The 18,686-nt window shown below is 71.2% G+C and carries 15 protein-coding genes; 8 read left to right on the top strand and 7 right to left on the bottom strand.

What is annotated here, in order from left to right; all coding sequences use genetic code 11:
• Nucleotides 1–48: 48 nt before the first annotated feature.
• Both ACIGO6_RS29495 and ACIGO6_RS29500 read left to right on the top strand, forming a co-directional pair.
• A complete protein-coding gene (locus ACIGO6_RS29495; RefSeq protein WP_399881603.1) occupies nucleotides 49–1,104 on the top strand; it encodes an LLM class F420-dependent oxidoreductase in 1,056 nt (351 codons plus the stop codon).
• Between the two features lie 245 nt (nucleotides 1,105–1,349).
• Nucleotides 1,350–2,147: a ferritin-like domain-containing protein gene (locus tag ACIGO6_RS29500; RefSeq protein ID WP_399881605.1), complete on the top strand. Its 798-nt coding sequence runs from the start codon at nucleotides 1,350–1,352 to the stop codon at nucleotides 2,145–2,147.
• Here ACIGO6_RS29500 and corA read toward each other — a convergent pair.
• Nucleotides 2,125–3,114, bottom strand: coding sequence for a magnesium/cobalt transporter CorA (corA, locus tag ACIGO6_RS29505; protein ID WP_399881607.1), 990 nt, complete (start codon nucleotides 3,112–3,114; stop codon nucleotides 2,125–2,127). The genes ACIGO6_RS29500 and corA overlap by 23 nt on opposite strands.
• A 61-nt stretch (nucleotides 3,115–3,175) precedes the next feature.
• Between corA and ACIGO6_RS29510 the strand changes: the two genes are divergently transcribed.
• From ACIGO6_RS29510 to mshC, 4 genes are all read left to right on the top strand, one after another.
• Nucleotides 3,176–3,862, top strand: coding sequence for a histidine phosphatase family protein (locus ACIGO6_RS29510; RefSeq protein WP_399881609.1), 687 nt, complete (start codon nucleotides 3,176–3,178; stop codon nucleotides 3,860–3,862).
• Between the two features lie 86 nt (nucleotides 3,863–3,948).
• On the top strand, nucleotides 3,949–4,539 hold the full coding sequence (locus tag ACIGO6_RS29515; RefSeq protein ID WP_399881611.1) for a DUF3090 domain-containing protein: 591 nt from the start codon (nucleotides 3,949–3,951) through the stop codon (nucleotides 4,537–4,539).
• On the top strand, nucleotides 4,503–5,333 hold the full coding sequence (locus tag ACIGO6_RS29520) for an SCO1664 family protein (RefSeq protein WP_399881613.1): 831 nt from the start codon (nucleotides 4,503–4,505) through the stop codon (nucleotides 5,331–5,333). Before ACIGO6_RS29515 ends, ACIGO6_RS29520 begins: the two co-directional genes overlap by 37 nt.
• A gap of 113 nt (nucleotides 5,334–5,446) precedes the next feature.
• A complete protein-coding gene (gene mshC, locus ACIGO6_RS29525) occupies nucleotides 5,447–6,676 on the top strand; it encodes a cysteine--1-D-myo-inosityl 2-amino-2-deoxy-alpha-D-glucopyranoside ligase (RefSeq protein ID WP_399881615.1) in 1,230 nt (409 codons plus the stop codon).
• A gap of 64 nt (nucleotides 6,677–6,740) precedes the next feature.
• Here the strand turns inward: mshC and parJ are convergent, their stop codons facing one another.
• From parJ to ACIGO6_RS29555, 6 genes are all read right to left on the bottom strand, one after another.
• Nucleotides 6,741–7,733, bottom strand: coding sequence for a filament polymerization regulator ParJ (gene parJ, locus ACIGO6_RS29530; protein ID WP_399881617.1), 993 nt, complete (start codon nucleotides 7,731–7,733; stop codon nucleotides 6,741–6,743).
• Nucleotides 7,734–7,886: 153 nt separating this feature from the next.
• The gene (locus ACIGO6_RS29535; RefSeq protein WP_399881619.1) at nucleotides 7,887–8,558 is read right to left on the bottom strand and encodes a FadR/GntR family transcriptional regulator; all 672 of its coding nucleotides are present in this window, start codon (nucleotides 8,556–8,558) and stop codon (nucleotides 7,887–7,889) included.
• An 88-nt stretch (nucleotides 8,559–8,646) separates the two neighbouring features.
• The gene (locus ACIGO6_RS29540) at nucleotides 8,647–10,263 is read right to left on the bottom strand and encodes an FAD-dependent oxidoreductase (RefSeq protein ID WP_399881621.1); all 1,617 of its coding nucleotides are present in this window, start codon (nucleotides 10,261–10,263) and stop codon (nucleotides 8,647–8,649) included.
• An 8-nt stretch (nucleotides 10,264–10,271) separates the two neighbouring features.
• Complete coding sequence (gene glpK / locus ACIGO6_RS29545; RefSeq protein WP_399881623.1) at nucleotides 10,272–11,810, bottom strand: glycerol kinase GlpK; 1,539 nt, start codon at nucleotides 11,808–11,810, stop codon at nucleotides 10,272–10,274.
• Between the two features lie 84 nt (nucleotides 11,811–11,894).
• The gene (locus ACIGO6_RS29550) at nucleotides 11,895–12,689 is read right to left on the bottom strand and encodes an MIP/aquaporin family protein (protein WP_399881625.1); all 795 of its coding nucleotides are present in this window, start codon (nucleotides 12,687–12,689) and stop codon (nucleotides 11,895–11,897) included.
• A 352-nt stretch (nucleotides 12,690–13,041) separates the two neighbouring features.
• Complete coding sequence (locus ACIGO6_RS29555; protein ID WP_399881627.1) at nucleotides 13,042–13,806, bottom strand: IclR family transcriptional regulator; 765 nt, start codon at nucleotides 13,804–13,806, stop codon at nucleotides 13,042–13,044.
• Nucleotides 13,807–14,146: 340 nt separating this feature from the next.
• Here ACIGO6_RS29555 and metH point away from each other — a divergent pair, with 340 nt between their 5' ends.
• Complete coding sequence (metH, locus tag ACIGO6_RS29560; RefSeq protein ID WP_399881629.1) at nucleotides 14,147–17,659, top strand: methionine synthase; 3,513 nt, start codon at nucleotides 14,147–14,149, stop codon at nucleotides 17,657–17,659.
• Nucleotides 17,660–17,796: 137 nt separating this feature from the next.
• Nucleotides 17,797–18,498 carry an HAD family hydrolase gene (locus ACIGO6_RS29565; RefSeq protein ID WP_399881631.1) on the top strand — a complete coding sequence of 234 codons (702 nt, stop codon included), beginning with the start codon at nucleotides 17,797–17,799 and terminating at the stop codon, nucleotides 18,496–18,498.
• The last annotated feature ends 188 nt before the right edge of the window (nucleotides 18,499–18,686 follow it).

Raw genomic sequence — 18,686 nt, forward strand, 5'->3', positions numbered from 1 at the left:
GCTAAGGTCGGCCCAACGGACGTTACTGATCGGTAAGGGGAATCGGCCATGCAGCTCGGGATCAACCTCGGCTACTGGGGTGCCGGAATGGACGCGGACAACCTGGCCGTCGCACAGGAGGCCGACCGGCTCGGGTACGCCGTCTGCTGGGCCGCCGAGGCCTACGGCTCCGACGCGGCCACCGTGCTCACCTGGGTCGCCGCACAGACCGAGCGCATCGACGTCGGCTCGGCCATCTTCCAGATCCCGGCCCGCCAGCCCGCGATGACCGCGATGACGGCGGCCACCCTGGACTCCCTCTCCAAGGGCCGCTTCCGCCTCGGCCTCGGCGTCTCCGGCCCCCAGGTCTCCGAGGGCTGGTACGGCGTCAAGTTCGACAAGCCGCTCGCCCGCACCCGCGAGTACGTCGAGATCGTGCGCAAGGCGATGACCCGGGAACGCCTCTCCTACGAGGGACAGCACTGGACGCTGCCGCTGCCCGGCGGCCCCGGCAAGCCGATCAAGCTGACCGTGCACCCGGAGCGCGAGCACATCCCGCTGTACATCGCCGCGATCGGCCCGAAGAACCTGGAGCAGACCGGCGAGATCGCCGACGGCGCCCTGCTGATCTTCCCCTCCGCCGAACACCTGGAGGACACCGCGATCGGGCACCTGCGTGCCGGACGCGAGAAGGCCGGCAGGACCCTCGACGGCTTCGACGTCTGCCCGACCCTGCCGCTCGCCCTCGGCGACGACAAGGACGTCACCACGCTCGCCGACACCTTCCGCCCCTACACCGCCCTCTACGTCGGCGGCATGGGCAGCCGCAAGCAGAACTTCTACAACCAGCTCGCCCAGCGCATGGGGTACGAGCGGGAGGCCGCCGAGATCCAGGACAAGTACCTGTCGGGCGACAAGCAGGGCGCCGCGGCCGCCGTACCCCACGACCTGATCGACAAGACCACGCTGCTCGGCTCCGTCGACCGCATCGCGGACCGCATGAAGGCCTATGCCGCGGCCGGTGTCACCACGCTGACCCTCGCCCCCGCGGGCTTCACCCTGGACGAGCGGATCGCCGCGCTCCGCGCCGGCACCGACGCCCTGGAGCGCGCCGGGCTGGCTTAGGGCCTGTCCGGCCTGTCGTAGGTCTCTGCGGCCGTGGTGGGGGCTCGGGGGTCTACCCCGCCACGGCCGTCACGGGAACAACGCCCCCGCGCGCGTGTGGTTACGCCTCCTCGTGCCGGTGGTCGTCCGTCTTTTGGCGGAATTGGGCGCCGTACCTGTTGCCGAGCCTCGCCTCCCGCACTTGACTCGTTCTTTGCGGAGTCTGCGGAACCTGCGGAACTTGCAGAGGCAGAGAGGTGCCACCGATGCTTTCGGCCAAGAGTCTGTTCCAGGAGATCGTCGACAACGACGAGTCGTTCCGTCTCTTCTGCTCCATCGCGGCCAGCGGAGAGTCGCAGGGCGGCTGGGAGAACGCGCGCATCGCCGCCCTGGTGCCGGAGAGCGAGCGCGCCCTCGCCCCCCGGATCACCCGGCACGGCGCGGACGAGGACAAGCACGGACGGATCTTCAACGCCCTGCTGAAGAAGCGCGGACTGGAACCCGTCGAGGTGCCCCCCGAGACCGACTACACCATGCTCCTGGAGCGGCGCGGCATCGGACTGGCGCACGAGAAGCTCAAGGCCGAGCAGCCCCTCACGGTGCGGGACATCATCACCTACCTCGCCCACAGCAGGGTCACCGAGCAGCGCGCCGCCGAGCAGATGGCGATGCTCCGCACCCACTTCGCGGACCACCCGGACCTGGGCCGGGCCGTCCGGATGATCTCCGCCGACGAGGACAACCACCTCGCCTACTCCCACGAGGAGCTGCTGCGCTTCGCCGCCGCCGGGCACGGCCGGTACATCCAGTCGACCCTGCGTGCATGCGCGCTCGCCGAGATCCGCGTCCACCGGGACGTCAGCCTCGCGGTGATGGCCCACATGGGGCGCGTCCTCGGCTGGCCGAGGCACCGGTCGGCGCTGCTCGCGGCGGGCATCCGCGCGGTCTACGCCTACGAGCGGCTCGGAGGCTGGCGCCGCATGGTGACGCTGCGGATGCCCGAACGACGCGACGCGCTCGGCGGACCGGACACCGCGACACCTACAGCCAGCCCCGGCGTTTGAACTGCCGGAACAGCAGGACCTCCAGAACGGCCATCAGCACGATGACCGCCGGGTAGCCCCATGCGTGGCGCAGCTCCGGCATGTGCTCGAAGTTCATCCCGTAGACCCCCGCGATCATCGTGGGGACCGCCGCCATGGCCGCCCACGCGGAGATCTTCCGCATGTCGTCGTTCTGCCGGACGCCGGTCTGCGCCAGATGCGCCGCCAGGATGTCCGAGATCAGCCGGTCCAGGCCCTCCACCGACTCGTTCACGCGCGTGAGGTGGTCGTTGACGTCCCGGAAGAACGGCCGCGCCTTCTCGTTCACGAACGGCACCCCGGCGCCGAACGCCCCCGACAGGCGGGCCAGGGGCGGCGCCAGCGGACCGGTGGCCCGGCGGAACTCCAGGACCTGCCGCTTGAAGGTGTAGATCCGGGACGCGGTGTGCCGCGAGCCGCCGCCGTCCGGTGAGAAGACCTCGGCCTCCAGCTCCTCCAGGTCGTTCTGCAGCTCGACCGCCACGTCCAGATAGTGGTCGACCGTGGCGTCGGCTATCGCGTACAGCACCGACGTCGGACCCTTGCCGAGCAGCTCCGGCTCGTGCTCCAGGCGCTGCCGTACGGCCTTCAGCGGCGAACCCTCGCCGTGCCGGACGACGACCACGAAGGAGTCGCCCAGGAACAGCATGAGCTCGCCGGAGGAGACGGCGTCGCTGTCCGGCTCGTAGACCACCGGCTTGAGGACGACGAAGAGCGAGTCGTCGTACACCTCCAGCTTGGGCCGCTGGTGCGCCTTCAGGGCGTCCTCCACGGCCAGCGGGTGCAGCCGGAACTCCTCGGTGACCAGGTCGAACTCCTCCTCCGTGGGCTCGTACAGCCCGATCCACACGAACCCGCCCGCACTCCGCGCCTCGTCGACCGCGTCGGAGAAGTCGTCGGGCCCGTCCGTGCGGCGCCCGTCCCGGTAGATGGCACAGTCCACGATCACCGAACGCATTCTCCCCTCGCCCCGGCGCCCTCGCACCGTGTCGTACCCCTACCCTGGCCGCATGCCCACGCTGATCCTGGTTAGGCACGGACGTTCCACCGCCAACACCGAGGGGCTGCTCGCCGGCTGGACGCCCGGCGTCGCCCTCGACGAACGCGGGGCCGCACAGGCCGCCGCGCTGCCCGGGCGGCTCGCCGGCCTGCCGCTCTCCGAGATCGTCACCAGCCCGCTGCAGCGCTGCCAGGAGACGATCCGCCCGCTGCTGGACGCCCGGCCCGAGCTGCGCCCGCACACCGACGAACGGATCGGGGAGTGCCACTACGGCGACTGGTCCGGCCGCAAGCTCGCCGAGCTCAAGGACGAACCCCTGATGGAGGTGGTGCAGGCGCACCCCTCCGCCGCGGCGTTCCCCGGAGGCGAGTCGATGCGCGCGATGCAGACCCGCGCCGCCGAAGCGGTACGCGAGTGGAACGCGCGCGTGGAGCGCGACCACGGCGCCGACGCCGTGTACCTCATGTGCTCCCACGGCGACATCATCAAGTCCCTCGTCGCGGACGCGCTCGGCCTCCACCTCGACCTCTTCCAGCGGATCTCCGTCGAACCGTGCTCCGTCACGGCGATCCGCTACACCCGCCTGCGGCCCTACCTCGTCCGCCTCGGCGACACCGGTGACTTCGCCGCCCTGGCCCCGCACGAGGAGCCCACGGGCGACGACGCCCCGGTCGGTGGTGGTGCGGGCGCACCGTGATCGTCGCCCGCAGTAGGGTGAAGCGATCGCAGCAGTGCCCAGCCCCCCCGCCTTCCGCTTCTTACGACTTCTCATGGAGACAGGACGTGTCCCGTCAGGTGTTCCTCTACGACCAACCGGAACGTTTCGTGGCCGGTACGGTCGGACTGCCCGGGCGGCGTACGTTCTTCCTCCAGGCTTCCGCCGGCTCCCGGGTGACCAGCGTGGCCCTGGAGAAGACCCAGGTCGCCGCTCTCGCCGAGCGCATGGACGAGCTCCTCGACGAGGTCGTACGGCGCAGCGGCGGCAGCCCCGTCGTCCCCGCCATGGCCCCCACGGAGACCGTCGACACGGCCCCGCTGGACACCCCCGTCGAGGAGGAGTTCCGGGTCGGCACGATGGCACTGGCCTGGGACGGCGAGGACCAGCGCATGATCGTCGAGGCGCAGGCCCTCGTGGAGCTGGACGCCGAGTCCGAGGAGGACCTGGCGGAGGCCGAGGAGCGGCTGCTCCAGGACGAGGAGAACGGCCCCCCGATGCTCCGCGTCAGGCTCACCGGCGCGCAGGCCAGGGCCTTCGCCAAGCGCGCCCTCGACGTCGTCAACGCCGGGCGGCCGCCGTGCCCGCTGTGCAGCCTCCCGCTCGACCCGGAAGGACACGTATGTCCGCGCCAGAACGGATACCGCCGCGGAGCGTGACCACCGACGCGGCGGCCGCCGAACTGCTCGCCCTGGGCGAGCTGACCGTGCGCGGACGCATCCGTGACGCCTCCAACGCCGCGCTGTACTGCACGGTGACGCACGAGGGACGCGAGGCGGCCTGCATCTACAAGCCGGTCGCCGGGGAGCGCCCCCTGTGGGACTTCCCCGACGGCAACCTCGCCCGGCGCGAGGTCGCCGCCTACGAGGTCTCCGAGGCGACCGGCTGGGGCCTCGTCCCGCCCACCGTGCTGCGCGACGGGCCGTACGGCGAGGGCATGTGCCAGCTGTGGATCGAGGCGGTGCCCGGGACGGAACTGCTCGCCCTGGTGGACGAGGAGGAACCCGGCCCCGGCTGGAAGGCGATCGCCTTCGCCGAGGTCGGAGAGGGCCGCACCGCGCTCCTCGTGCACGCCGACGACGAGCGGCTGCGCCGGCTCGCGGTCCTGGACGCCGTACTCAACAACGCCGACCGCAAGGGCGGCCACCTGCTGCCCGGCGGCGACGAACGGCTGTACGGCATCGACCACGGGGTCACCTTCCACGCCGAGAACAAGCTGCGGACCCTGCTGTGGGGCTGGGCGGGCGACCCGCTCACCGCGGAGGCCCTGACGGTGCTCGACGTCCTCCAGGAGGCACTGAAGGACGGCGGGGCCCTGGCGATCCGGCTCGCGCCCCTCATCACCCCCGCCGAACTCGACGCCACCCGCGCGCGTGTCGACGCCCTGCTGGCGTCCGGCAGGCACCCGGAACCCGGCGGGGAGTGGCCCGCCATCCCCTGGCCGCCGGTCTAGGGGCTGTCCGGGGCCCGACCAGCACGACGGCCGGTGTCGCGCAAGAGTGCCTCACCGGCCATCCGGCCCGGTCCGGTTCGTGTACGGAACATCCGTCCGGTTACGCTCATGACATGCATGCCTGGCCCGCTTCCGAGGTCCCCGCCCTGCCTGGTCAGGGCCGCGACCTGAGGATCCACGACACCGCCACCGGCGGCCCGGTCACCCTCGACCCCGGTCCCGTCGCCCGTATCTACGTCTGCGGCATCACTCCGTACGACGCCACCCACATGGGGCACGCGGCGACCTACAACGCGTTCGACCTCGTGCAGCGCGTGTGGCTCGACACCAAGCGGCAGGTCCATTACGTCCAGAACGTCACCGACGTCGACGACCCACTGCTCGAACGGGCCGTGCGCGACGGCGTCGACTGGACCGCCCTCGCGGAGAAGGAGACCGCCCTCTTCCGCGAGGACATGACGGCACTGCGCATGCTCCCGCCGCGGCACTACATAGGCGCCGTGGAGGCCATACCCGGCATCGTCCCGCTCGTCGAGCGGCTCCGCGACGCCGGCGCCGCCTACGAGCTCGAGGGCGACATCTACTTCTCCGTCGAGTCCGACCCGCACTTCGGCCAGGTCTCCCGCCTCGACGCCGCCGCCATGCGGCTCCTGTCCGCCGAGCGCGGCGGCGACCCGGACCGGCCGGGCAAGAAGAACCCGCTCGACCCGATGCTGTGGATGGCGGCCCGCGACGGCGAGCCCAGCTGGGACGGCGGCTCCCTCGGTCGCGGGCGTCCCGGCTGGCACATCGAGTGCGTGGCCATCGCCCTGGACCACCTCGGCATGGGCTTCGACGTCCAGGGCGGCGGCTCCGACCTCGCCTTCCCGCACCACGAGATGGGCGCCTCGCACGCCCAGGTGCTCACCGGCGAGTTCCCCATGGCCAAGGCGTACGTCCACGCCGGCATGGTCGGTCTCGACGGCGAGAAGATGTCCAAGTCCAAGGGCAACCTGGTCTTCGTCTCGCAGCTGCGGCGCGACGGCGTCGACCCGGCCGCCATCCGCCTCACGCTGCTCGCCCACCACTACCGCTCCGACTGGGAGTGGACCGACCAGGTGCTGCGCGACGCCGTCGCCCGGCTGGAGCGCTGGCGCGCCGCCGTGTCCCGGCCCGACGGCCCGTCCGCCGAGGCCCTCGTCGAGGAGATCCGCGAGGCCCTCGCGGGCGACCTGGACTCCCCGGCCGCGCTCGACGCCGTCGACCGCTGGGCCGCGCTCCAGCAGGAGACCGGCGGCACGGACACCGGCGCCCCCGGCGTCGTCTCCCGCGCGGTCGACGCGCTGCTGGGCGTCGCGCTCTAGACGAACGCTCCGGACACGGGTGAGGGGCGCTTCCTCAGGGAAGCGCCCCTCACCCGCGTCCGGCTCAGTCCTCCGACGACTCCTCGTCGTCCCCGCCCGCCTTCGGCGGCTTCGGCGGTCGGGTCCGGCCGCTCGGGTTGTCCCGCAGATACGGCGTCCCGGGCGTACCGTCGCCGCCGTCCGCCGTGGCGTGTCCTCCCGGCCCTCCCGGCCCGGATCCGTCCCGGCGCCGCAGATACCGCTCGAACTCGCGGGCGATCGCCTCGCCCGACGCCTCCGGAAGCTCCGCGGTGTCCCGGGCCTCCTCCAGCGACTGGACGTACTCGGCGACCTCGCTGTCCTCGGCGGCCAGCTGGTCCACGCCCACCTGCCAGGCACGCGCGTCCTCGGGCAGCTCGCCCAGCGGGATGCGCACGTCGATCAGATCCTCGAGCCGGTTCAGAAGGGCCAGCGTGGCCTTCGGGTTGGGCGGCTGCGACACGTAGTGCGGCACCGCGGCCCACAGGGAGACGGCCGGTACGCCCGCGTGCGTGCACGCCTCCTGGAGGATGCCGACGATGCCCGTGGGCCCCTCGTACTTGGTCTCCTCCAGGTTCATGCGCCGGGCCAGGTCGGCGTCCGACGTCGTGCCGCTGATCGGGACCGGCCGGGTGTGCGGCGTGTCGCCCAGCAGGGCGCCCAGGACGACCACCAGCTCGACGCCCAGCTCGTGGGCGAAGCCGAGCAGCTCGTTGCAGAAGGAGCGCCAGCGCATGGACGGTTCGATACCGCGGACGAGGACGAGGTCGCGCGGTTTGTCGCCGCCGACCCGGACCACCGACAGCCTGGTCGTCGGCCATGTGATCTTGCGGACGCCGTCCTCCATGAACACCGTGGGACGGTTGACCTGGAAGTCGTAGTAGTCCTCGGCGTCCAGCGCGGCGAACACCTCGCCCTTCCACTCCCGGTCGAGATGCGCGACCGCGGTGGAGGCGGCGTCGCCGGCGTCGTTCCAGCCCTCGAACGCGGCCACCATGACCGGGTCGACCAGCTCGGGTACCCCCTCGAGCTCGATCACCCAGTGCCTCCTTCCGACGTGCCCTCGCGTACCCCCCAACCTTACGGCGTGCCGAGGGGCCGCCCGCAGCCCCCTTGCGCGGGGGAGTGAACGGATCACTGCCCCGTTCCCGGGGGTCGGACACCCGTCGCCCATGCCGGATCGGACGGTGGATCAGAGGGTGGAGCGCAGCCACTGCTCCACGGAAGCGATGTGCACCGTCGCCCAGGAACGCGCCGCCTCCGCGTCCCGGTCGCGCAGCGCGCCGAGAATCGCCCGGTGCTCGTGCAGCGTGCGGCCGACCGCGTCCTCCTGGGTCAGGCCGCGCCAGACACGGGCCCGGGTGGTCGTGCCGGAGAGACTGTCGAGGAGGGAACAGAGCACCGAGTTGCCGGAGGCACCCACGATGCCGCGGTGGAACTCCAGATCCCCGGCGACCAGCTCCTCAACCGACGGCTCGGCGCCCAGGGCGTCCAACTGGGCGCCGAGCGCGTCCAGTTCCCGGTCGCTGATCCGGGAGGCCGCCATCGCTGTCGCGGCCGGCTCCAGGATGCGGCGCACGGCGAGGAACTCCAGCACGGTGTCGTCGCGGTGGAAGTCGACGACGAAGCTGACGGCCTCCAGCAGGAGTTGCGGGTCCAGACTGCTGACGTAGGTGCCGTCGCCCTGCCGCACCTCCAGAATACGGATCAGCGACAGGGCGCGTACGGCCTCGCGCAGGGAGTTGCGGGACAGCCCGAGGCCGGCGGCGAGTTCGCTCTCCTTGGGCAGCCGGTCGCCGGGCCGCAGCGTGCCGGAGACGATCATGTCCTTGATCTTCCCGATCGCCTCGTCGGTGACCGCCACGGCCGACCTCCCTGTGTTCCCGGGATGCCGCTCAGACATCCGATGTATCCCCCCCCCCATTATGGGGGCGCCAGGAAGGACGCAGGCCCTACTTCTTGTCGAGCAGGTCCTGCACCTTCGCGCGGACGTCGTCCGTGGCCAGGCCGCGGATCGTCAGCGTCGTCCGCCGGCGCAGCACGTCGTCAGCCGTCTCGGCCCACTCGTGGTCCCGGGCCCACACGACCTGCGCCCAGATCTCCGGGGCGTCCGGGTGGACGCGCTCGGCGAGCTCCGGGCTCTCGTTCGCGATCCGGGCGATGTCGAAGGCCAGCGAACCGTAGTGGGTGGCCAGGTGCTTGGCGGTGTCCGCCGCCATGCGCGGGCCGGGCGCCGGGCCGTCCACCAGCAGCCGGTGGGCGACCGCACGCGGGTTGGCGACGCCGGGCAGCGGCAGCTTCTTCGGCAGCGAGGAGATCGGCTCGAAGTCGTCGCCGAGCGGGTGGCCCGGGAGCGCCTCCAGCTTCTTCATGACCGTGCGGCCGATGTGGCGGAAGGTGGTCCACTTGCCGCCCGCGACGGACAGCATGCCGCCCCGGCCCTCGGTCACGACCGTCTCGCGCTTGGCCTTCGCGGTGTCGCCGGGGCCGCCCGGCAGCACGCGCAGACCCGCGAACGAGTACGTGATGAGGTCCCGGTCGAGCTGCTGGTCGCGGATGGAGAACGCGGCCTCGTCGAGGATCTGGGCTATGTCCTTGTCGTTGACCGCGACGTCCGCCGGGTCGCCCTCGAACTCCTCGTCGGTCGTGCCGAGCAGCAGCATGTCCTCCCAGGGGAGGGCGAAGGTGATCCGGTACTTGTCGATCGGGGTCGCCAGCGCCGCCTTCCAGGGCGCGGTGCGCTTGAGGACCAGGTGCGCGCCCTTCGACAGGCGGATGGAGGGCGCCGCGTTGGGGTCCTCCATGCGGCGCAGGTGGTCGACCCAGGGGCCGGTGGCGTTGAGCACCAGGCGGGCGTCGACCCCGAACTCGTCGCCGGTCAGCCGGTCCTTCAGCTCGGCACCGGTCACCCGGCCCCTGGTGAACCGCAGGCCGGTCACTTCGGCGTGGTTGAGGACGACCGCGCCCGAGTCGACCGCCGCGCGGACGGTCATCAGCGCCATGCGGGCGTCGTTCATCTGGTCGTCGCCGTACACGGCCACGGCCTTGAGGTTGTCGGTGCGCAGCTCCGGCACGTCCTGCGCGGCCTTGGCCGGGGAGAGCAGGTGGCCGACGCCGTCACCGAAGGCCGACAGAGCCGAGTACGCGAAGACACCGGCTCCCAGCTTCGCCGCGCCGTGCGGCCCGCCCTTGTACACGGGGAGGTAGAACGTGAGCGGGTTCGCCAGGTGGGGGGCCACCTGGCGGGAGACCGCACGGCGCTCGAAGTGGTTCTCCGCCACCAGCTTCACCGCGCCGGTCTGCAGGTAGCGCAGACCGCCGTGGAGCAGCTTGGAGGAGGCGGAGGAGGTGGCGCCGGCGAAGTCGCCGGCGTCGACCACGGCCACCCTGAGGCCGGACTGCGCGGCGTGCCAGGCGGTGGAGATGCCCAGGATGCCGCCGCCGATCACGAGAAGGTCGTACGACGCCTTGGAGAGCTGCTCCCGGGTCTCGGCCCGGCTCGGGTTCGAGCCGGAGGCCGGGTGCGTCCCCAGGGCAGGCACGGACTGCAGGGTGGACTGAGTGGTCATTGCGGTTCTTACTCCTCGTCCTCGAGCCAGCCCATGGTCCGCTCGACGGCCTTGAGCCAGCTCTTGTACTCACGGTCGCGGGTCTCCGCGTCCATGCGGGGGGTCCACTCGGCGGCCCGCCGCCAGTTGGCGCGCAGGTCGTCGGTGCTGTTCCAGAAGCCGACGGCGAGACCGGCGGCGTAGGCGGCGCCGAGGCAGGTGGTCTCGGCGACCATCGGGCGCACCACCGGGGCGTCCAGGAAGTCCGAGAGCGTCTGCATCAGCAGATTGTTGGAGGTCATGCCGCCGTCGACCTTGAGGGCGGTCAGCTCCACGCCGGAGTCCTTCGTCATGGCGTCCGCGATCTCCCGCGTCTGCCAGGCGGTGGCCTCCAGGACGGCGCGCGCGAGGTGCGCCTTGGTGACGTACCGGGTCAGGCCGGCGATCACACCGCGGGCGTCGGAGCGCCAGTACGGAGCGAACAGGCCGGAGAAGGCCGGGACGAAGTAGGCGCCGCCGTTGTCCTCGACCGTCAGGGCGAGGGTCTCGATCTCGGCGGCGGTGGAGATCAGGCCCATCTGGTCGCGCATCCACTGCACCAGCGAACCGGTGACGGCGATCGAGCCCTCCAGGGCGTAGACCGTGTCCTGGTCGCCGATCTTGTAGCCGACCGTGGTCAGCAGGCCCGAGTAGGAGTTGATGATCTTGTCGCCGGTGTTCATCACCATGAAGGTGCCGGTGCCGTACGTCGACTTGGTCTCGCCCTCGGAGAAGCAGGTCTGGCCGAACAGGGCCGCCTGCTGGTCACCGAGCGCGGAGGCGACGGGGATGCCGCCGAGCAGCTCGCCCAGCCTGCCGCCCTTGATCTCGCCGTAGACCTCGGCGGAGGAGCGGATCTCGGGAAGCATCTGGAGCGGCACGCCGATCGACTCGGCGATCTTCTCGTCCCACTGCATGGTGTGCAGGTTCATCAGCATGGTGCGGGAGGCGTTGGTGACGTCGGTGACGTGCCTGCCGCCGTCGACGCCGCCCGTCAGGTTCCAGATGACCCAGGTGTCCATCGTGCCGAAGAGCAGGTCGCCCGCCTCGGCGCGCTCGCGCAGGCCCTCGACGTTGTCGAGCAGCCAGCGGGCCTTGGGACCGGCGAAGTAGGAGGCGAGAGGAAGGCCGGTCTCGCGGCGGAAACGGTCCTGCCCGACATTGCGGCCGAGCTCCCGGCACAGGGCGTCGGTGCGGGTGTCCTGCCAGACGATGGCGTTGTGGACCGGCTCACCGGTGTTCTTGTCCCAGACGAGGGTGGTCTCGCGCTGGTTGGTGATGCCGATGGCCTTGATGTCGTCGCGGGTGATGCCCGCCTTCTCGACCGCCCCGGCGACGACCTCCTGGACGTTGGTCCAGATCTCGGTGGCGTTGTGCTCGACCCAGCCCGGCTTGGGGAAGATCTGCTCGTGCTCCTTCTGGTCGACGGAGACGATGCGCCCGTCGCGGTCGAAGACGATGCAGCGCGAAGAGGTCGTGCCCTGGTCGATGGCGGCGATGAAGGGGCCTGCGGTGTGGGCGTCGGTCACTGTGTGCTCCTGGGTTCCGTGGTGGGGTGGCTGGTGCCTACGGCGCGTGTTCTGCGGCTCGATGATGGCCGAGCGGAGGCCCGCTCAGGCGAACGCGACGTTGTAGACACCTCCGGCGATCGCACCGCCGATCAGCGGACCGACGACCGGGATCCAGGCGTAGGCCCAGTCGGAGCCGCCCTTGTTGGGCAGGGGCAGCAGGGCGTGCACGATGCGCGGGCCGAGGTCGCGGACCGGGTTGATCGCGTAGCCCGTCGGACCACCGAGGGACAGACCGATCGAGACCACCACGAACGAGGTGATCAGGGCGCCCAGGATGCCCAGGCCGTTGCCCTCGTCGTTCAGACCCTGGGTCAGGATGGCGAGCAGCAGGACGAAGGTGCCGATGATCTCGGTGGCGAGGTTCTGGACCGTGTGCCGGATCTCGGGGCCGGTGGAGAAGACGCCCAGGACGGGGCCGGCGCCCTTCTCCTGCGCCTCGACGGACTTGGCCGTCGTGTCCTGCGCACCCGGACCGCCGACGATCTCGCGGTCGGTGAGGTGGGCCTGGAACTGGCCGTAGTAGGCGATCCACACCAGGACCGCGCCGATCATGGCGCCGAGGAACTGGCCCGCGAAGTAGACCGGGACGTTGCTCCAGTCGCTGTCCTTGATCGCGATGCCGACCGTCACGGCCGGGTTGAGGTGGGCGCCGGAGAGCGGCGAGGAGATGTACGCCGCCGTCATGACGGCGAAGCCCCACCCGAAGGCGATGGCGAGCCAGCCGGCGTTGCGCGCCTTGGAGGCCTTGAGCGTCACGGCGGCACACACGCCGCCGCCGAGCAGGATGAGTATGGCGGTACCGATGGTCTCGCCGATGAAGATGTCGGAGCTGGACACCCGCGACTCCTTTGTCCTTCGTCCAGGGGAAGCCGAACCCCCGGGTCCCTCCGGGTGTTCCGGCGCCCTCGGTGTGAGAGCGATGGCGGCCCTTGGCGTTGTCACACTCTAACGCGTATTGCCGGTAGGTGTTCGACAATGCCGACCGATGGACGCGAGTCTCGCTTCGGCGTCACGCGTGCGTCAAGAGCTCTGTTATCGAAAGCACGATCGTTATTGATCGGCGCGAACTATCGATCATCGATCACGAGCGTTCACCGATCACCGATCCCGATCCTCGGGGCGGCGGAACGTCGAAGGCCGGAACGCCCATCGGCGTTCCGGCCCCTACCCGCTCCCCGTGTGACCCCGGCTAGAACCGCCCGGCGCCCAGGTCCCGCGACACCGCGCGGGCGCAGTCCCGCACCGCCGCCACCAGCTCCGGCCGCAGCTCGCCGTCCCGGCACAGCCGCTCCACGGCGCCGGTGATGCCGACCGCGCCGACCGGCATGCGGCGCCGGTCGTGGATCGGGGCGGCGATGGACGCGACGCCCTCCCAGGTCTCCTCCACGTCGCACGCGTACCCACGCGCGCGCGTGATGTCCAGGATGTGTTCGAACCCCTCCGGCTCGCAGACGGTCCGGTCCGTGTACGCCTTGCGCTCGGCCTCCAACGCCTCGCTGTGCGCCACCGGGTCGTACGCCGACAGCACCTTGCCCAGCGCCGTGGAGTGCAGCGGCTGCATGGCCCCGATCTCCAGGACCTGCCGGCTGTCGTCGGGCCGGAACACGTGGTGCACGATCAGGACGCCCTGTTGGTGCAGGACACCGAGATGGACGCTCTCGCCGCTGGACCGCGCGAGGTCGTCCGTCCACACCAGGGCGCGCGCCCGCAGCTCGTGCACGTCGAGGTAGGTCGTGCCCAGGCGCAGCAGTTCGGCGCCCAGCTGGTAGCGCCCGGAGGCCTCGTCCTGCTCGACGAAGCCCTCCTGCTGGAGGGTGCGCAGGATGCCGTGCGCCGTGCCCTTGGCCAGGCCGAGCGACGAGGCGATGTCCGACAGGCCGAGCCGCCGCTCGCCGCCCGCGAGCAGGCGCAGCATCGCGGCCGCCCGTTCGAGCGACTGGATGTTCCGTGCCATCGACGTACTGCCTCCGTCCCCTTCGACTGCCGACCTCGGCGTCGCTGACGTCGTTCGGCAATGCCGAACACTACCGGTCCATGCCGACCTCCCGCCAATGGTCGGCGGGCAACTGTTGCACTTGCCCGTGCTCCCGCCGGGGTCAGGGCCGCCCCGCCCGCCGGCCGAGCCGCCGCCCGGGACCGAACGGCCGCCGGACCCGTCCGTGTGGTGGACGCCCCCGACCATCGGTCCGCGCTCCCGGCTACCCTGGCGGCGTGCGTTCTCTCCGGGGACGTTCCGTGCGAGCGGTCCCGGACAGCGCAAAGCCGACAGCCGTCGCATCCTAGGGAGCCCCTTCATGGCCTCGTCGCCGTCCACCCCGTCCGCCGACACCAGGACCCGTGTGTCCGCCCTCCGCGAGGCACTCGCCACCCGAGTGGTGGTGGCCGACGGGGCGATGGGCACCATGCTCCAGGCGCAGAACCCCTCACTGGACGACTTCCAGCAGCTGGAGGGGTGCAACGAGGTACTGAACCTGACCCGCCCCGACATCGTCCGCTCGGTCCACGCGGAGTACTTCGCCGCCGGCGTCGACTGCGTCGAGACGAACACGTTCGGCGCCAACCACTCCGCCCTCGGCGAGTACGACATCCCCGAGCGCGTCCACGAGCTGTCCGAGGCCGGTGCCCGCGTCGCCCGCGAGGTCGCCGACGAGTTCGCCGCCCAGGACGGCCGGCAGCGCTGGGTGCTCGGCTCCATGGGCCCCGGCACCAAGCTCCCCACGCTCGGCCACGCCCCGTACACCACCCTGCGTGACGCCTATCAGCGCAACGCCGAGGGACTGGTCGCCGGCGGCGCCGACGCGCTCCTGGTGGAGACCACCCAGGACCTGCTGCAGACCAAGGCCGGCGTGCTCGGTGCCCGGCGTGCCCTGGACGCCCTGGGCCTCGACCTCCCGGTGATCGTGTCCGTGACGGTGGAGACGACGGGCACCATGCTCCTCGGCTCGGAGATCGGCGCCGCGCTGACCGCGCTGGAGCCCCTCGGCATCGACATGATCGGCCTGAACTGCGCGACCGGCCCCGCCGAGATGAGCGAGCACCTGCGCTACCTGGCCCGCCACTCCCGCGTCCCCCTGTCGTGCATGCCCAACGCCGGCCTGCCCGTCCTGACCAAGGACGGCGCCCACTACCCGCTGACCGCGCCCGAGCTCGCCGACGCCCAGGAGACCTTCGTCCGCGAGTACGGCCTGTCCCTGGTGGGCGGCTGCTGCGGCACCACCCCCGAGCACCTGCGCCAGGTCGTGGAGCGGGTCCGCGGCACCGCCCCGACCGAGCGCGAACCGCGCCCCGAGCCGGGCGCCGCCTCGCTCTACCAGAGCGTGCCGTTCCGGCAGGACACGTCGTACCTGGCGATCGGCGAGCGCACCAACGCCAACGGCTCGAAGAAGTTCCGCGAGGCCATGCTGGACGGCCGCTGGGACGACTGCGTCGAGATGGCCCGCGACCAGATCCGCGAGGGCGCGCACATGCTCGACCTGTGCGTGGACTACGTCGGCCGCGACGGCGTCGCCGACATGGAGGAGCTCGCCGGACGGTTCGCGACCGCCTCGACGCTGCCGATCGTGCTGGACTCCACCGAGGTCGACGTCATCCGCGCCGGGCTGGAGAAGCTGGGCGGCCGAGCGGTGATCAACTCGGTGAACTACGAGGACGGCGCCGGCCCCGAGTCCCGGTTCGCGCGCGTCACACAGCTGGCGCGCGAGCACGGCGCCGCGCTGATCGCGCTGACCATCGACGAGGAGGGCCAGGCCCGCACCGCCGAGAAGAAGGTCGAGATCGCCGAACGCCTGATCGAGGACCTGACCGGCAACTGGGGCATCCACGAGTCCGACATCCTCGTCGACTGCCTGACCTTCACCATCTGCACCGGCCAGGAGGAGTCCCGCAAGGACGGCGTCGCCACCATCGAGGGCATCCGCGAACTCAAGCGGCGCCACCCGGACGTCCAGACCACCCTCGGCCTGTCGAACATCTCGTTCGGCCTCAACCCGGCCGCCCGCATCCTGCTCAACTCCGTCTTCCTCGACGAGTGCGTCAAGGCCGGACTGGACTCGGCGATCGTGCACGCGAGCAAGATCCTGCCGATCGCCCGCTTCGACGAGGAGCAGGTCACCACCGCCCTCGACCTGATCTACGACCGCCGCCGCGAGGGCTACGACCCGCTGCAGAAGCTGATGGCCCTCTTCGAGGGCGCCACCGCCAAGTCGCTGCGGGCCTCCAAGGCCGAGGAACTGGCCGCCCTGCCGCTGGAGGAACGCCTCAAGCGCCGCATCATCGACGGCGAGAAGAACGGCCTGGAGCGGGACCTGGACGAGGCCCTCCAGGAGCGTCCGGCCCTCGACATCGTCAACGAGACCCTGCTCGACGGCATGAAGGTCGTCGGCGAACTGTTCGGCTCCGGCCAGATGCAGCTGCCGTTCGTGCTCCAGTCCGCCGAGGTCATGAAGACCGCGGTGGCCCACCTGGAACCGCACATGGAGAAGACCGACGACGAGGGCAAGGGCACCATCGTGCTGGCCACCGTCCGCGGCGACGTCCACGACATCGGCAAGAACCTCGTCGACATCATCCTGTCCAACAACGGCTACACCGTCGTCAACCTCGGCATCAAGCAGCCCGTCTCCGCCATCCTCGAAGCGGCCGACGAGTACAAGGCCGACGTCATCGGCATGTCCGGACTCCTGGTCAAGTCCACGGTGATCATGAAGGAGAACCTGGAGGAGCTCAACCAGCGCAAGCTGGCCGCCGACTACCCGGTGATCCTCGGCGGCGCCGCCCTCACCCGCGCCTACGTCGAGCAGGACCTGCACGAGATCTACGACGGCGAGGTCCGCTACGCCCGCGACGCCTTCGAGGGCCTGCGCCTGATGGACGCGCTGATCGGCATCAAGCGGGGCGTGCCCGGCGCCAAGCTGCCCGAGCTGCGCCAGCGCCGGGTCCGCGCGGCCACCGTGGAGATCGAGGACCGGCCCGAGGAGGGCCACGTCCGCTCCGACGTCGCCACCGACAACCCCGTCCCCACCCCGCCCTTCAGCGGCACCCGCGTCGTCAAGGGCATCCAGCTCAAGGAGTACGCCTCCTGGCTCGACGAGGGCGCCCTCTTCAAGGGCCAGTGGGGCCTGAAGCAGGCCCGTACCGGCGAGGGACCCACGTACGAGGAGCTCGTCGAGTCCGAGGGCCGGCCCCGGCTGCGCGGGCTGCTGGACCGCCTCCAGACGGAGAACCTGCTCGAGGCGGCCGTGGTCTACGGCTACTTCCCCTGCGTCTCCAAGGACGACGACCTGATCGTCCTCGACGAGGCCGGCAACGAGCGCACCCGCTTCACCTTCCCGCGCCAGCGGCGCGGCCGGCGCCTGTGCCTGGCCGACTTCTTCCGCCCGGAGGAGTCCGGCGAGGTCGACGTGGTCGGCTTCCAGGTCGTCACCGTCGGCTCCCGCATCGGCGAGGAGACGGCCCGGATGTTCGAGGCCAACGCCTACCGCGACTACCTCGAACTGCACGGCCTGTCCGTGCAGCTCGCCGAGGCCCTCGCCGAGTACTGGCACGCGCGCGTGCGCTCCGAACTCGGCTTCGCCGGGGAGGACCCCGCCGACATGGAGGACATGTTCGCCCTGAAGTACCGGGGCGCCCGCTTCTCCCTCGGCTACGGCGCCTGCCCCGACCTGGAGGACCGCGCCAAGATCGCCGACCTGCTCCAGCCGGAACGCATCGGCGTCCACCTCTCGGAGGAGTTCCAGCTCCACCCGGAGCAGTCCACCGACGCCATCGTGATCCACCACCCGGAGGCGAAGTACTTCAACGCCCGCTGAGGCCGCCGCGGGCCCCTCCACGGGGCTCCGGCGTCACACCAGGCGTTCTGGTCCCGCACGACGTACACTGGTCGGTCCACCGCAGGCCGGTTCCCCTCGTGGGAACCGGCCTGATCGTCCCTCAAGGAGGTATGTGGATGACCAGTACGGTCCCCGCGCTCGGAACCCGTACGGCCGAAGGCTCCGCCCTGCAGGCCGTGCTCCTCGACATGGACGGCACCCTGGTGGACACCGAGGGCTTCTGGTGGGACGTCGAGGTGGAGGTCTTCGCCTCCCTCGGCCACACCCTCGACGACTCCTGGCGCCACGTGGTCGTCGGCGGCCCCATGAGCCGCAGCGCCGGATTCCTGATCGAGGTGACCGGGGCCGACATCTCGCTCGCCGAACTCAGCGTGCTGCTCAACGACGGCTTCGAAGAGCGCATCGACCGCGCTCTGCCGCTCATGCCGGGAGCCGCCCGGCTGCTCGCCGAGCTGTCGACGCACGAGATCCCCACCGCCCTGGTCTCCGCCTCGCACCGGCGCATCATCGACCGCGTCCTGACCTCGCTGGGCGCCCAGCACTTCGGCCTCACCATCGCCGGCGACGAGGTGCCGCGCACCAAGCCCCACCCGGACCCCTACCTGCTCGCCGCGGCCGGACTCGGCGCCGACCCCGCCCGCTGCGCCGTCGTCGAGGACACCGCCACCGGGGTCGCCGCCGCGGAGGCCGCCGGCTGCCACGTCGTGGCCGTGCCCTCGGTCGCCCCCATCACCCCGGCAGCGCGCCGAACCGTGGTCGGCTCGCTGGAAGAGGTCGACCTGACATTTCTGCGCGGCCTGATGACACAAATGCCCTAGGTGTTCACCCAGCGTGCAGCGGCGTTAGCGCGGTAATTCGGGAACGGCCGTCCGGGACAACACCGGGGGCGCGGGCGGAGGAATTCCCGCCCCCTTCGGACGGCCCGAATACGGTGGCCCCCGACCGTCGCCGCATGTGACGTTCCCCACGTTCCCGGGGGTCGACAAGGTGGCGCGGGCGTGCTGCC

The organism is Streptomyces sp. NPDC053750 (assembly GCF_044544295.1).
Classification (GTDB): domain Bacteria; phylum Actinomycetota; class Actinomycetes; order Streptomycetales; family Streptomycetaceae; genus Streptomyces.